Source organism: Bradyrhizobium sp. RDM12, from assembly GCF_051917485.1.
GTDB lineage: Bacteria > Pseudomonadota > Alphaproteobacteria > Rhizobiales > Xanthobacteraceae > Bradyrhizobium.
Genome location: NZ_CM133064.1, coordinates 4376014 through 4391134, shown reverse-complemented (window position 1 = coordinate 4391134; position 15121 = coordinate 4376014). Strand labels below are relative to the sequence as shown.

General features: G+C 62.7%; 6 protein-coding genes and 3 pseudogenes. 1 reads left to right on the top strand and 8 read right to left on the bottom strand.

Going from position 1 to position 15121, the window contains the following annotated elements; genetic code table 11:
* Nucleotides 1–14: 14 nt before the first annotated feature.
* The 5 genes from rpsJ to rpsL form a co-directional block, all read right to left on the bottom strand.
* Complete coding sequence (gene rpsJ, locus ACTGJ9_RS21295) at nt 15–323, bottom strand: 30S ribosomal protein S10 (protein WP_002712302.1); 309 nt, start codon at nt 321–323, stop codon at nt 15–17.
* An 84-nt stretch (nt 324–407) separates the two neighbouring features.
* A complete protein-coding gene (gene tuf / locus ACTGJ9_RS21290) occupies nt 408–1598 on the bottom strand; it encodes an elongation factor Tu (RefSeq protein ID WP_008136415.1) in 1191 nt (396 codons plus the stop codon).
* A gap of 40 nt (nt 1599–1638) precedes the next feature.
* Entirely contained in the window at nt 1639–3711 is a 2073-nt protein-coding gene (gene fusA, locus ACTGJ9_RS21285) for an elongation factor G (protein ID WP_456672725.1), read from the bottom strand.
* A gap of 33 nt (nt 3712–3744) precedes the next feature.
* Complete coding sequence (rpsG, locus tag ACTGJ9_RS21280) at nt 3745–4215, bottom strand: 30S ribosomal protein S7 (RefSeq protein ID WP_148750332.1); 471 nt, start codon at nt 4213–4215, stop codon at nt 3745–3747.
* 15 nt (nt 4216–4230) lie between these two features.
* Entirely contained in the window at nt 4231–4602 is a 372-nt protein-coding gene (gene rpsL / locus ACTGJ9_RS21275; protein WP_007603006.1) for a 30S ribosomal protein S12, read from the bottom strand.
* Nucleotides 4603–5269: 667 nt separating this feature from the next.
* Between rpsL and ACTGJ9_RS21270 the strand changes: the two are divergent.
* Nucleotides 5270–6513, top strand: a pseudogene (locus tag ACTGJ9_RS21270) (FAD-dependent oxidoreductase).
* Here ACTGJ9_RS21270 and ACTGJ9_RS21265 read toward each other — a convergent pair.
* The 3 genes and pseudogenes from ACTGJ9_RS21265 to rpoC all read right to left on the bottom strand — a co-directional run bounded on the left by ACTGJ9_RS21265 (nt 6435) and on the right by rpoC (nt 15047).
* Nucleotides 6435–8452, bottom strand: a pseudogene (locus tag ACTGJ9_RS21265) (ABC transporter ATP-binding protein). The pseudogenes ACTGJ9_RS21270 and ACTGJ9_RS21265 overlap by 79 nt on opposite strands.
* A gap of 135 nt (nt 8453–8587) precedes the next feature.
* A complete protein-coding gene (locus ACTGJ9_RS21260) occupies nt 8588–10660 on the bottom strand; it encodes an FAD-dependent oxidoreductase (RefSeq protein WP_456672724.1) in 2073 nt (690 codons plus the stop codon).
* Nucleotides 10661–10852: 192 nt separating this feature from the next.
* Nucleotides 10853–15047, bottom strand: a pseudogene (rpoC, locus tag ACTGJ9_RS21255) (DNA-directed RNA polymerase subunit beta').
* Nucleotides 15048–15121: the final 74 nt, after the last annotated feature.

Here is a 15121-nt window from a genome sequence, read left to right as displayed (position 1 = left end):
GTGATCCAAAAATCTTAGAGCTTGATCTCGACGTCGACACCGGCGGCCAGGTCGAGCTTCATCAAAGCATCGACGGTCTGCGGGGTCGGATCGACGATGTCGAGCAGGCGCTTGTGAGTGCGCATCTCGAACTGTTCGCGGCTCTTCTTGTCGACGTGGGGCGAACGGTTGACGGTGAACTTCTCGATGCGGGTGGGCAGCGGAATGGGTCCGCGGACCTGCGCACCGGTGCGCTTCGCCGTGTTCACGATCTCGCGGGTCGACGTATCGAGGATACGATGGTCGAACGCCTTGAGACGGATACGAATATTTTGGCCGTTCATTGCCGTGTCTTTCTTGGTGAGTGGCGAGTAGCGAATAGCGAATGGTTCTGGTCCACTCGCTACTCGCCATTCCCTGTTCGCTGCTTACTCGATGATCGAAGCGACGACGCCGGCGCCGACGGTGCGGCCACCTTCGCGGATCGCGAAGCGGAGCTTCTCTTCCATCGCGATCGGCACGATCAGGTGCACTTCCATCGCGATGTTGTCGCCCGGCATCACCATCTCGGTACCTTCCGGCAGATGCACGACACCGGTCACGTCGGTGGTGCGGAAGTAGAACTGCGGACGGTAGTTGGTGAAGAACGGGGTGTGGCGACCGCCCTCTTCCTTGGTGAGGATGTAAGCCTCAGCCTTGAACTTGGTGTGCGGCTTGACCGAACCCGGCTTGCACAGCACCTGGCCGCGCTCGACGTCTTCGCGCTTGGTGCCGCGGAGCAGCGCACCGATGTTGTCGCCGGCCTGGCCCTGGTCGAGCAGCTTGCGGAACATTTCGACGCCGGTGACGGTGGTCTTCTGGGTCGCCCGGAGACCGACGATCTCGATTTCCTCGCCGACCTTGACGATGCCGCGCTCGACACGGCCGGTGACGACGGTGCCGCGGCCCGAGATCGAGAACACGTCTTCAACCGGCATCAGGAACGGCTGGTCGATCGGACGCTCCGGCTGCGGAATGTACTCGTCGACATTCTTCATCAGCTCGAGGATGGCGTCGTGACCAAGCTTCTTGTCGCTGTCTTCGAGAGCGGCGAGCGCCGAACCCTTGATGATGGGGATCTTGTCGCCCGGGAAGTCGTACTTCGAGAGCAGCTCGCGAACTTCGAGCTCGACGAGCTCGAGCAGTTCCGGATCGTCGACCATGTCGCACTTGTTGAGGAACACGACGAGCGCGGGAACGCCGACCTGGCGGGCGAGCAGGATGTGCTCGCGGGTCTGCGGCATCGGACCGTCAGCGGCCGACACGACCAGGATCGCACCGTCCATCTGGGCGGCGCCGGTGATCATGTTCTTCACGTAGTCGGCGTGGCCGGGGCAGTCGACGTGCGCATAGTGGCGGTTCGGCGTCTCGTACTCGACGTGTGCGGTCGAGATGGTGATGCCGCGCGCCTTCTCTTCCGGCGCCTTGTCGATCTGGTCGTACGCGGTGAACGTTGCGCCGCCGGCTTCGGCGAGAACCTTGGTGATCGCCGCGGTCAGCGACGTCTTGCCATGGTCGACGTGACCGATGGTGCCGATGTTGCAGTGCGGCTTGTTACGTTCAAACTTTGCTTTGGCCATTTGACTCTCCGTTCAATCGTCAGCTCTGGACCGACGACAATCAGGCAAACTTCTTCTGGACTTCTGCCGACACGTTGGCCGGCGCTTCTGCGTAGTGGTCGAACTGCATGGTGAAGGTCGCGCGACCCTGGCTCATCGAGCGCAAGTTATTCACGTAACCGAACATGTTCATGAGCGGCACCATCGCGTTGATGACGTTGGCGTTGCCGCGCATGTCCTGCCCCTGGATCTGACCGCGCCGGGAATTCAGGTCGCCGATGACCGAGCCGGTGTAGTCTTCCGGGGTCACCACTTCGACCTTCATGATCGGCTCGAGCAGGACGGACTTGCCCTTCTGCAGTGCTTCGCGGAACGCCGCGCGCGATGCGATTTCGAAGGCGAGCGCCGACGAGTCGACGTCGTGATACTTGCCGTCGACGAGCTGAACCTTGACGTCGACCACCGGGAAGCCCGCGACCACGCCAGAGCTCATCACGCTGTTGAGGCCCTTTTCGACGCCGGGGATGTATTCCTTCGGAACCGCACCGCCGACGATCTTGGACTCGAACTCGTAGCCCTTGCCAGGCTCGTTCGGCTCGACCACGATCGACACTTCAGCGAACTGACCGGTACCGCCGGTCTGCTTCTTGTGGGTGTACTTGACCTCGGCCTTCTTGGTGACGCGCTCACGGAACGCCACCTGCGGCGCGCCGATGTTGGCGTCGACCTTGTAGGTGCGACGGAGGATGTCGACCTTGATGTCGAGGTGGAGTTCGCCCATGCCCTTGAGGATGGTCTGGCCGGACTCCTGGTCGGTCGACACGCGGAAGGACGGATCCTCCGCAGCGAGTTTCGCCAGCGCCACGCCCAGCTTTTCCTGGTCGGCCTTGGACTTAGGCTCGATCGCGATCTCGATGACCGGCTCGGGGAATTCCATCTTTTCCAGGATCACCTGCTTGTCGGGATCGCACAGCGTGTCACCGGTGCGCGCTTCCTTCAGGCCGGCCAGCGCGACGATGTCGCCGGCATAGGCTTCCTTGATGTCTTCGCGGTTATTCGCATGCATCAGCAGCATGCGCCCGATGCGCTCCTTCTTCTCGCGGGTCGAGTTCACGACGCCGGTGCCGCTCTGGAGAACGCCGGAGTAGATGCGGCAGAAGGTGATGGTGCCGACGAACGGGTCGTCCATGATCTTGAACGCGAGCAGCGCGAGCGGCTCCTTGTCGTCGGCCCTGCGCACGACCTCGTTGCCGCGATCGTCGGTGCCCTTGATCGCAGGCACGTCGATCGGCGACGGCAGATAGTCGACGACGGCGTCGAGCAGGGGCTGGACGCCCTTGTTCTTGAAGGCCGAGCCGCACAGCACGGGATAGAACGCGCCGGTCAGCACCGCCTTGCGGATCAGCCGCTTCAGCGTCGCTTCGTCCGGCTCGTTGCCGTCGAGGAAAGCGGCGAGCGCATCGTCGTCGAGCTCGACGGCGGCTTCCACCATCTTCTCGCGGTATTCCTTGGCCTGCTCGACCAGATCTTCCGGAATGTCGACATAGTCGAACTTCGCACCGAGCGACTCGTCGTTCCAGACGATGCCCTTCATCTTCACGAGGTCGACGAGACCCTTGAAGTTGTTTTCGGCACCGATCGGAAGCTGGATCGCGATCGGCTTGGCGCCGAGGCGGTCAACGATGTCGGCCAGGCACTTGAAGAAGTCGGCGCCGGTCTTGTCCATCTTGTTGGCGAAGACGATGCGCGGAACCTTGTACTTGTCGCCCTGGCGCCAGACGGTCTCGGTCTGGGGCTCAACGCCCTGGTTCGAGTCGAGCACGCAGACGGCGCCGTCGAGCACGCGCAGCGAACGCTCGACTTCGATGGTGAAGTCGACGTGGCCGGGGGTGTCGATGATGTTCAGGCGCTTGCCGGCCCAGAACGCGGTGGTGGCAGCCGAGGTGATCGTGATGCCACGCTCCTGCTCCTGCTCCATCCAGTCCATCGTCGCGGCACCTTCGTGCACTTCGCCGATCTTGTGGCTCTTGCCGGTGTAATAGAGGATGCGCTCGGTCGTCGTCGTCTTGCCGGCGTCGATATGCGCCATGATACCGAAGTTGCGGTAGTCTTCGATGGCATGTTGGCGGGGCATGGGGTGTTCCTTGCGAATCCGTTTGTTTCGCCGTTACCAGCGATAGTGCGAGAAGGCACGGTTGGCTTCCGCCATCCGGTGCACGTCTTCACGCTTCTTGACGGCGTTGCCACGGTTGTTCGAGGCGTCCAGGAGCTCAGCCGAGAGCCGCTCGGTCATCGTCTTCTCGTTGCGCTCGCGCGCAGCCGAGATCAGCCAACGGATGCCCAGAGCCTGACGGCGCACGGAGCGAACCTCGACCGGAACCTGATAGGTCGCGCCGCCGACGCGGCGGGAGCGCACTTCGATCGTCGGCATGACGTTCTCGAGAGCCTGCTCGAACACGCCGAGCGGGTTCTGCTTGGTCTTGCTCTCGATGAGACCGAACGCACCGTAGACGATGCCTTCGGCGACCGACTTCTTGCCGGCGTACATCACCGAATTCATGAACTTCGTGACGATGATGTTCCCGAACTTCGGATCGGGAAGAACTTCGCGCTTTTCCGCTGAGTGGCGACGAGACATTGAGCTGGTTCCCGCTTACTTCGGACGCTTGGCGCCGTACTTCGAACGACGCTGCTTACGGTTCTTGACGCCCTGGGTATCCAGAACGCCGCGGAGGATGTGGTAGCGCACGCCGGGCAAGTCCTTGACGCGACCGCCGCGGATCATGACCACCGAGTGCTCCTGAAGGTTATGGCCCTCACCCGGGATGTAGCCGATCACCTCGAAGCCGTTGGTCAGGCGCACCTTGGCAACCTTACGAAGCGCCGAGTTCGGCTTCTTCGGGGTCGTGGTGTAGACGCGGGTGCAAACACCACGCTTCTGCGGCGACTGCTGCAGCGCCGGCACCTTCTTGCGCGACTTCTGCACTTCACGCGGTTGAGCGATCAGCTGGTTGATCGTCGGCATCCTGGCCTTACCCTTTGTTATGCCGCAGCCCCTTGCGGGCCCGCTGTCTTGCCGCGGCCCGTTGCCGGGACCGCAAATTCTTTCGAGCTACCCGCCCGACGGGGTCGCCCCGCACGAAACAATCCGCGCAAAGCGAAATTGCGCCAACCGCTCCATCACTGAGCGGAAAGCGTTTCGACGCACAGAGGACCGCAGCCTTCGGGCCAATCGGCGAAAACGCCGCAGCCCGCGCACCGAGGTCATGCATCCGAGTTCGATCTCAAGAGAACGTGCTCAAGAGACCTAAATTCGCCTGGCATTGCCTAGCTATAAGCGACAGCGTTTGAGCGGCATTCGTCGAGGTTGGTGCCTGCCGAACGATCCCAACGGGATCAGGCAGGTGCTCCGTACCGACGCTGGCGATGCTCACCGCCTGTCGTTAAGTGAGGCGCTTTCTATAAGTGAGAATCGATCAAGTCAAGGTGAAATGACCGTCAGAAAGCGCTTATCGCGCCTGAAGAAAAAGCCTGTTCGGCTTCTTCCCCACGCCTCCGCTATATGGGGTCAAAGCACCGGTTCCGCCAGCCCGACGACAATTATATCCGGGAGAAATATACTTTCATAACCCGCGCTAAGGCTTTTTTCCTCTTGATGCGTCAATCTGGCCTCTTCGGCAGAGGCAGACGCCATGCGGTACACCGACATTGCCCTCATCGGCGGGGGCTTGCCGGCTCGACGGCTGCCGCGATGCTCGGGCGTGCCGGCATTTCGGCGGCGCTGATCGACCCGCATGAGACCTATCCAGCCGATTTTCGCGTCGAGAAACTCAGCGGTCACGGTCAGGTCGAGCGATTCGAGCGGACGGGAATCGCCGACTCAGTGCTGCGTCGCGCGACGTTCTCCGGCGAGAACTGGATTGCACGGTTCGGGCATCTCCTCGACAAGGCACCGAGCCAGCAGTTCAACATCCTTTACGATTCCCTGGTCAACGCAATCCGCGAGGAGATCCCCGAAACCATCGAGCGAATCTGGACCAAGGCAGTGTCGGTCGAGACCAGCCCGGAACGCTCGAGAATCGCGCTCGCCAACGACGAGACGATCTCGGCCCGCCTGGTCGTGCTCGCCAACGGCCTGAATGTCGGCCTGCGCCATCAGCTCGGCATCACGCGAAACATCATCAGCGCCTGCCATTCGATCTCGATCGGTTTCGACGTCGCCCCGGCCGGGCGGAATTCGTTCGACTTCCCGGCGCTGACCTATTTCTCGGAGCGGCCGAACGACCGCATCCCCTACATCACGCTGTTTCCGATCGGCCCGCGGATGCGCGCCAATCTGTTCGTCTACCGCGGCTTCGACGATCCCTGGCTGCGCGAACTGCGGCGCGCGCCGGCCGCGACCTTGGACGCCGCCCTGCCGCGGCTCAAGCGCATCACCGGCCCCTTCGACGTCCAAGGCGAGCTGAAGCTCCGCCCGGTCGATCTCTATGTGAATGATGCCAGCCATCAGCACGGCGTGGTGCTGGTGGGCGATGCCTTCGCCACCTCCTGCCCGGTCGCCGGTACCGGCTGCGACAAGGTGTTCACCGACGTCGAGCGACTCTGCAACGTTCACATCCCGCAATGGCTGGCGTCCGACGGGATGGATGCGGACAAGATCGCCGCCTTCTACGCCGACCCGGTCAAGCGGGCCTGCGATGAATGGTCGGCGGCGAAAGCCTTCGACTTCCGCTCGGTGTCGATTGCGACGAGCCCGTACTGGACCGCGCAGCGCTGGGCGCGCTTCATGGCGTGGTCGGCCCAAGGATTATTGCGACGGCTGGGAGGTACGTTCCACCTGGAGCCCAACTTCCTCGGTCACTCCTCGTCCTCGTCCTCGTTCTCATCACCCTCGTCGAGGTCGTCCTCGTCATCGTCGCTATCGTCGTCGGCCTGAGCCGCCGCGCCATGCGGCTGATGGGTCTGGTCGTTCCACAGCTTGCGGTAGGTGCCGTTCTTGGCGAGCAGCTCGGTATGGGAGCCGCGCTCGATCGCCCTGCCCCTGAAATCACGATGATCTCGTCCATCTCGACCACCGAGGAGAGGCGGTGAGTCGACCAGATCATGGTGCGGCCCTTGGCGACCTTGAGCAGCGTGCGGTTGATCGCTGCCTCCGTGGTCTGGTCGAGTGCCGAGGTGGCTTCGTCGAGCAGCAACACCGAGGGATTGCGGATGATGGCGCGCGCGATCGCGATGCGCTGGCGCTGGCCGCCTGACAGCGTGTCGCCGCGCTCGCCGACCTGTGTATCATAACGCTTCGGCAGACTCATGATATAGCGGTGGATCTCGGCCTTCTTGGCGGCGTCCTCCACTTCCTCGTCGGTCGCGCCTTCCTTGCCGAGCCGGATGTTCTCTCGGATCGACATGTTGAACAGCATGTTCTCCTGGAACACCACGGCCATGCTCCGGCGCAGCGAATCCAGCGTCGCCTTGCGCACGTCGACACCGTCGATGGTGACCCGCCCCTCGTCCGGCACGTAGAGCCGCAGGATCAGATTGAGCAGCGTGCTCTTGCCGGAACCCGAAGGGCCGACGATGGCGATGCTCTTGCCGGCGCTGAGCTTGAGGCTGAGATTGTCCAGCACCGGCGTCTGACTGCCCTCGTACTGGAACGTCACGTGGTCGAAGGTGATGTCGTGGGTGATGCGCGGCAGATCGGGCGCGCCGGGTCGATCGGCGCCGCGCGTGGGCTCGTCCAGCAACTCCTGCATGTGCCGGATCGCGGCCGCCGAGGAGATCGACACCGGGATGAAGTGCATCACATGGGCGATGTTGTAGGAGACCTCCCAAAAGGCGCTCTCGAAGGTGACGAAGGTACCGATGGTGATCTGGCCCTTGGTCGCCAGATACGCGCCGATCGCGAGCACGACGAGGTGCAGCAGCAGCACCGAGATGGTGACGGTCCGCTCCACCATGGTCGACAGGAATGCGGCGGACGCAATCCTGTTGCGGGTCTCGTCGTTGCGGAAACTGAAGAAGCCGAACATCCTGCGTTGCAGGCTGAACGCCTTGATCACCGCTTGCGCCGCCACGTTCTCCTGCACCATGCCGAGCAGCGCGCTTTCATTGAGCTTCTGCTCGTAATTGGCCTGCACCGCTCTCGGGGTGAGCATGCGCGGCCCGATCAGCGTGATCGGGAACACCAGCAGTGCAACCAAGGCGAGCTGCCAGTTCAAGAAGAACATCAGGATGATGCCGGCGATCAACTCCAGGAACGGCAGCGCCGCGCTGTTGGCGAAGGTCTTGACCGAGCCCTCGAAGGCCGCCTGGTCGACCGAGAAGCGCGACAGGATCTCGCCGCGCTTGGTGCGGCCGAAATAGGCGGCCGGCAGGTCCTGGACGTGCTCGAACAGGCGTTTGCGGACGTCCGAGATGATGCAGGCGGCCAGCCGCGCGTCCCAGCGCTCGTACCAGACCGCGACGATCGAGGTGAAGATGCCGGAGACCGCGAGCACGCCGAGGATCTTGTACAGCGCCTGGAAATCCTCCTCGCCGAGCGCGTCGTCGATCAGGAACTTCAGACTGAGCGGCATGATGACGTTGAACAGGGTCTCGACCAGAACGCCGAACGCCACATAGCCCAGGATGCGCTTGTAGCTGGACAGGAACGGCTTGACGAATCCCAGGATGGTCGCGAGCGCGCCGGCTGCTTCGCGGGCGGTAAAGACGACGAGGTCCTCGTCATCATCGTCGTCGAGCTCAAGCTCGTCGTCGTCCTCGTCTTCGTCGTCCTCTTCGAGCTCCGGCTCGTGACCGGTAGCGAGCTTGTCCTCAAGCTCGGCCGCCTCGGGTGCGGCGAACTTCTGTTTGTCGGGAGAGAGAGGCTTGGACGCCATGAAACCAACCGATGCTGACGGCCGGCATGACCGCAGAGAAAGCAGGGAAATAGCGGAACACCGCCACTTCCACCGATTCTATGCGATCAGGATGAATTCAGCAAAACAATTGGCGAATTCATCCGCCCTGTGATGCTAGTCGTCGTTGTCGTCGTCGTCTTCGTCCTCGACCTTGTCGAAGAAGGAATAACGCAAGGAGTCGGCGTCGGCATACCACTGCCCCGGCCCCTTGTTGGCGGCAAGCGTCGCCGCCCACAGCGCGTCGGTGCAGTCCTTGCGATGCATCGACAGGTCGAAGCCGTTGCCGAAGAACAGTTCGGACCATTCCCACCAGGTGCCGAGCTTCTTGACCCCGCGCAGCAGGTCGTAGCGGTCGATCACGACTGAGGCCATGTCCGAGGTGACTGAGCCGAACACGAGGCCGGTCCTGACCACGCGGTTCAACTCGCGGATCGCGCGGACCACCTGCTTCGGGGCAACGTGGCAGAGGCTGGTCTCGAACACGTAATCGAACGCGCCGTCCTTGAACGGCATGTCCAGGATCGATCCCAGCTTGTTGTACTTCTTCAGCGCCTTCGGCGTCTTGGCGTGAATGGCACGGTTGTTCTCGATGCCCCAGGCATCGATGCCACGCTCGCGCAGCGCGCCGACCAGCTCGCCGCTGGCGGAGCCCGCGACCAGGAGTTTTGCGCCCTTCGCCGTCCCCCAGACGATGCCGATCAGCTTTGCAAGGTAGTCTGGATCGGTGAACTGCCGCCACGCTTCGCTGTAAGGGCCGACGCCGCGATAGTTCTCGAAATAGTTGCGGTCGATCTTGTCCGAGACTGGCTTGCTGTCCTGGGCATGCTCGCGGCGCAGCCGCATCATCTCGGTCAGGATGATATCGGTCGCCGCGTCGGATGAGTCGAGCAGGCCGTTCAGCGTGGAGTCGAACAGATAGTCACCGACCACGACGATGCCCGGATGCTGCTTCGGCTCGGGCCGGTGATTGGTCATGACGTCGCGCACGGGCAGACCACCCGGGATCGCATTCACCGACGACAGCCAGCGGTGGATCTTGCCTTCGATGAAATGCGCGCGCGCATCGCCGAGCGAGGCCGGCAGCGATTTCAGCGCGGCGCCGATCAGTTCCTGATCCGACAGATTGGCGAACGCCAGCGCATCAGAACCGGGAATGAGCCAGTTCAGGACGCCATGCTTGCCGACGTCGTGGCGCGCGCCCTCATTGTAGACGCAGCAGCCGCCGAAGGCTTCCGACATGAACCAGGCGCCGGCAATCTTGTCTCCCCAGAACGGGGAATCAAACAGGATCGAGACGCGCAGATAATGCGCGGGACGGTCGAAATAGGAGACGTGCTTGACCATCGACTTGCGCAGTTGCTCGCCTTCCCAGCCGACGGTGGAGAGCCAGGAATGCGGCAGGCAGACCAGCACGAGATCGAAGTCGCGTGTCTCCGGTCCCTTCCCGTTCATCATCTTGAGCTGATAGCGGCCGGTCGGCGCCTTGCCGACGGTGAGCACGCGGTGATTGAGCTGGATGTCGGCGTTGACCTCCGACTGCAGGCATTCGATCAGCTGCTCGTTGCCATTCTGGATGGAATAGAGGCCGATATAGCCCTCGACATCCATCAGGTAGTTCTTGAGCGCGTTGAGGCCGTTGGTGTTGTGGCTTTCGGTCGCGATATCGGAGCGCGCCATCACCTTGAAGAAGCGCTTTGCGATCTCGTCCTCGACCTCCTCGTCGAGCACCTGCTCGGCGGTCTTGTAGGCCCAGGGGTTCTCGTTGTCATGCGCGCCGACGCCCTCATAATATTCGATCGGCGACATCGCGTCGGCGCAGCGCTTGCGGAACGACTCGATGGCAGCCGCAGTCTTGGCGCCGTATTTGCGGCGCATGCCGGCGATGTCGTTGAGCAGTTCGCCGCCGAACTGCACCTGCTCGGCGTCCATCGGAATGGTCTGCAATCCGAAGTGCTGGATCAGCTCGCGCAGCGGATCGGGACCCGTCATCGAGTAGTCGTAGATCTCGGCCACGCCGGCCTCATACATCGCCGGTGCGGAATCGAATTTGCGCGTGACGATTTTGCCGCCGAGCCGGTCGGAGGCTTCATAGATGGTGATGCGGCAGAGATCGCCGAGCTTACGCTTCAGGTACCAGGCGCTCATCAGCCCGCCTGGGCCGCCGCCTACGATTGCGAGATCAAGCATATCAGTTCCGTGGTCTCCGGCCCTGCCCCCGTCACGGGACCACCGGTCTAAGCTCCCCTAGCAGAAGCGCTTTTCTGACTGAAGGAAAGATGAACAAAGATTGATCCCGCACCGCAACAGGCAAACAAAGCAGCAAAAAGGCCGGCTTCCGCCGGCCTTTTCATTGTCCTCGGTATTCCTACGGATGAGCCATCATTCCGCGGGCGGCAGCGCCGGAAGCTCCGCCTCCGGCGCGGGCGACACGACCGCCGCCTGCTTCTCGCGCTCGTCCAGGATCATCTTGTCGCGCTTGACGGCGACTTCGCGGATCTTGGCCATTGAGGCGCCGGTGCCCGCCGGAATCAACCGGCCGACGATGACGTTCTCCTTGAGGCCTTCGAGCGGATCGACCTTGCCGTTGACCGCCGCTTCCGTGAGGACGCGGGTGGTCTCCTGGAACGAGGCCGCCGAGAAGAACGAGCGGGTCTGGAGGCTCGCCTTGGTGATGCCGAGTAGAACCGGCGTCCCCGTGGCGATCTTCTTGCCCTCTTCCTTGGCCTTCTCGTTCAGCGCGTCGAACTCGATCTTGTCGACCTGCTCGCCGGAGATCATGTCCGTGTCGCCCTGGTCGGTGACTTCCACCTTCTGGAGCATCTGACGGACAATCACCTCGATGTGCTTGTCGTTGATGAGCACGCCCTGAAGCCGGTAGACCTCCTGGATCTCGTTGACCAGATAGGCCGCGAGCTCCTCGATGCCCTTGACCGCGAGGATGTCGTGCGGCGCCGGGTTGCCTTCCACGATGAAGTCGCCCTTTTCGACGACGTCGCCGTCCTGAAGGTGGATGTGCTTGCCCTTCGGGATCAGGTACTCGCGCGCCTCGTCGGTCTTGTCCATCGGCTCGATCGAGATGCGACGCTTGTTCTTGTAGTCGCGCCCGAACCGGATGGTGCCCGCGATTTCGGCGATGATCGCCGCATCCTTCGGACGCCGTGCCTCGAACAGTTCCGCCACCCGCGGCAGACCGCCGGTGATGTCACGCGTCTTGGCGCTTTCGGTCGAGACACGGGCGAGAATGTCACCCGGATTGACCTTGGCACCGACGTCGACCGACAGAATGCCGTCGACCGACAGCATGTAGCGGGCATCGCCGCCGCGGGCGAGCTTGAGCACCTTGCCGTCCTTGCCCTTGACCACGATGGCCGGACGCAGGTCCGCGCCGCCGCGGGTCGAGCGCCAGTCGATGACCACGCGCTTGGCGATACCGGTGGCCTCGTCCAGCGTTTCCGTGATCGACTGCCCTTCGACCAGATCCTCGAAGCCGATGGTTCCTTCGACTTCGGTGAGCAGCGGACGGGTGTAGGGATCCCACTCGACGATGCGCTGGCCACGCTTGACCATGTCGCCCTCGTCGACGTGCAGGCGTGCGCCGTACTGGATACGGTGCGTCGCACGTTCGGTGCCGTCGGCATCGACGATCGCCACCACCATGTTGCGCACCATCGCAACCAGGTGACCTTCGCTGTTGCGGGCGATGGCCTTGTTCCTGATCACGATCTTGCCGTCGAAATTGGCTTCGACGAAGGACTGCTCGTTGAGCTGCGCCGCACCACCGATGTGGAAGGTGCGCATGGTGAGTTGGGTGCCCGGCTCGCCGATCGACTGCGCCGCGATGACGCCGACCGCTTCGCCGTGGTTGACCGGCGTGCCGCGGGCGAGGTCGCGGCCGTAGCACTTGCCGCAGATGCCGTTGACGAGTTCGCAGGTCAGCGCCGAGCGGATCTTCACCTCCTGCACACCACCCTGCTGGATGGCGTCCAGATGGCTCTCTTCCATCAGCGTGTCGCGCTTGATGATCACCTTGCCGGAGCTGTCGCGGATGTCTTCGCAGGCCGTGCGTCCGAGGATGCGCGAGCCGAGCGAAGCAACCACGGTGCCGGCATCGACGATGGCGCGCATCTTGATGCCGAGCTTGGTGCCGCAGTCCGACTGCGTGATGATGCAGTCCTGCGCGACGTCGACCAGACGACGGGTCAGGTAGCCCGAGTTCGCGGTCTTCAACGCGGTGTCCGCGAGGCCCTTACGGGCGCCGTGGGTCGAGTTGAAGTACTCGAGAACCGAGAGGCCTTCCTTGAAGTTCGAGATGATCGGCGTCTCGATGATCTCACCTGACGGCTTGGCCATCAGGCCGCGCATGCCGGCAAGCTGGCGCATCTGGGCCGGCGAACCGCGGGCGCCGGAGTGAGCCATCATGTAGATCGAGTTGATGTCGGCATCGGCTCCGCTCGCCGTCTTCTTGGTGGAAGAGATCTCCTTCATCATCGCCTTGGCGATTTCTTCCGTGGCCTTCGACCAGGCATCGACGACCTTGTTGTACTTCTCGCCATGCGTGATCAGGCCGTCATTGTACTGCTGCTCGAAATCCTTCGCCAGCGTACGGGTGGTGTCGACGATCTTCCACTTGAGTGCGGAACGACCATGTCGTCCTTGCCGAACGAGATGCCGGCCTTGAACGCATTGTAGAAGCCGAGCGCCATGATGCGGTCGCAGAAGATCACAGTCTCCTTCTGGCCGCAGTGACGGTAGACCTGGTCGATGACGCCCGAGATCTCGCGCTTGGTCATCAGCTTGTTGATGATCTCGTACGAAATCCGCGGGTTCCTCGGCAGCAGATTGCCCAGCATGACGCGGCCGGCGGTGGTCTCGATCCAGCGCTTGGAGACCTTGCCGGTCTCGTCCATGCCCTCCCACCGATACTTGATCTTGGTGTGGAGGTGGATGACCTTGGCGTGCAGGGCGTGCTCAAGCTCGGCCATGTCGCCGAACAGCTTGCCCTCGCCGGGCAGGCCTTCGCGCATGATCGAGACGTAGTAGAGACCGAGCACGATGTCCTGCGACGGCACGATGATCGGCTGACCGTTCGCCGGGTGCAGGATGTTGTTGGTCGACATCATCAGCACGCGCGCTTCCAGCTGCGCTTCAAGCGACAGCGGAACGTGCACGGCCATCTGGTCGCCGTCGAAGTCGGCGTTGAACGCGGAGCAGACCAGCGGGTGAAGCTGGATCGCCTTGCCCTCGATCAGCACCGGCTCGAACGCCTGGATGCCCAGGCGATGCAGCGTCGGCGCGCGGTTGAGCAGCACCGGATGCTCGCGGATCACCTCGTCCAGGATGTCCCAGACCTCGGGCCGCTCCTTCTCGACCAGCTTCTTCGCCTGCTTCACGGTGGTGGACAGGCCCTTGGCATCAAGCCGCGAATAGATGAACGGCTTGAACAGCTCGAGCGCCATCTTCTTCGGCAGGCCGCACTGATGCAGGCGCAGCTCGGGACCGACCACGATCACCGAACGGCCCGAATAGTCGACGCGCTTGCCGAGCAAGTTCTGGCGGAAACGGCCCTGCTTGCCCTTCAGCATGTCGGCGAGCGACTTCAGCGGGCGCTTGTTGGCCCCGTGATGACGCGGCCGCGGCGGCCGTTGTCGAACAGCGCATCGACCGCTTCCTGAAGCATGCGCTTCTCGTTGCGGATGATGATGTCGGGCGCGCGCAGCTCCATCAGCCGCTTCAAGCGGTTGTTACGGTTGATGACGCGGCGGTAGAGGTCGTTGAGGTCCGAGGTCGCGAAGCGGCCGCCGTCCAGCGGCACCAGCGGACGCAGGTCCGGCGGGATCACGGGAACGACAGTCAGGATCATCCATTCCGGCTTGTTGCCGGAGTGGCGGAAGGCTTCGACGATCTTCAGGCGCTTGGCGAGCTTCTTGTGCTTGATGTCGGAGTCGGTCTCCTGCATCTCCGCGCGCAAGGTCAGCTCGAGCTTCTCGAGGTCCATGCCCTTGAGCAGCTCGCGGATCGCTTCCGCGCCGATCATGGCGGTGAAGGAATCCTGGCCGTACTCGTCCTGCGCCTTCAGATACTCGTCTTCCGACAGCAACTGACGGTCCTTCAGCGCGGTGAGGCCCGGCTCGAGCACGACGTAATATTCGAAGTAGAGGATCCGCTCGAGATCCTTCAGCGTCATGTCGAGCAGCAGGCCGATGCGCGAGGGCAGCGACTTCAGGAACCAGATGTGGGCGACGGGAGCCGCGAGCTCGATATGGCCCATGCGCTCGCGCCGGACGCGCGACAGCGTGACCTCGACCGAGCACTTCTCGCAGATGATGCCCTTGTACTTCATGCGCTTGTACTTGCCGCACAAGCACTCGTAGTCCTTAATCGGCCCGAAGATGCGCGCGCAGAACAGGCCATCGCGCTCAGGCTTGAAGGTACGGTAGTTGATGGTCTCCGGCTTCTTGATCTCGCCGTAGGACCAGGACAGAATCTTCTCCGGGGACGCAATCGAGATGCGGATCTGGTCGAAGACCTGAGCCGGCGTCGTCGGGTTAAAGAGATTCATAATTTCTTGGTTCATCGTCTTCTCCTCGCGTGCCGGTCGCCTGCGGCCGCAAATTCGAAAATCACTGAGCGGGGCGCCCTGCCCTCAAG

Coding starts and splice junctions, on each gene's coding strand:
- tuf (WP_008136415.1), bottom strand. CDS start 1,598: ATGGCCAAAGCAAAGTTTGAACGTAACAAGCCGCACTGCAACATCGGC.
- ACTGJ9_RS21260 (WP_456672724.1), bottom strand. CDS start 10,660: ATGCTTGATCTCGCAATCGTAGGCGGCGGCCCAGGCGGGCTGATGAGC.
- rpsG (WP_148750332.1), bottom strand. CDS start 4,215: ATGTCTCGTCGCCACTCAGCGGAAAAGCGCGAAGTTCTTCCCGATCCG.
- rpsJ (WP_002712302.1), bottom strand. CDS start 323: ATGAACGGCCAAAATATTCGTATCCGTCTCAAGGCGTTCGACCATCGT.
- fusA (WP_456672725.1), bottom strand. CDS start 3,711: ATGCCCCGCCAACATGCCATCGAAGACTACCGCAACTTCGGTATCATG.
- rpsL (WP_007603006.1), bottom strand. CDS start 4,602: ATGCCGACGATCAACCAGCTGATCGCTCAACCGCGTGAAGTGCAGAAG.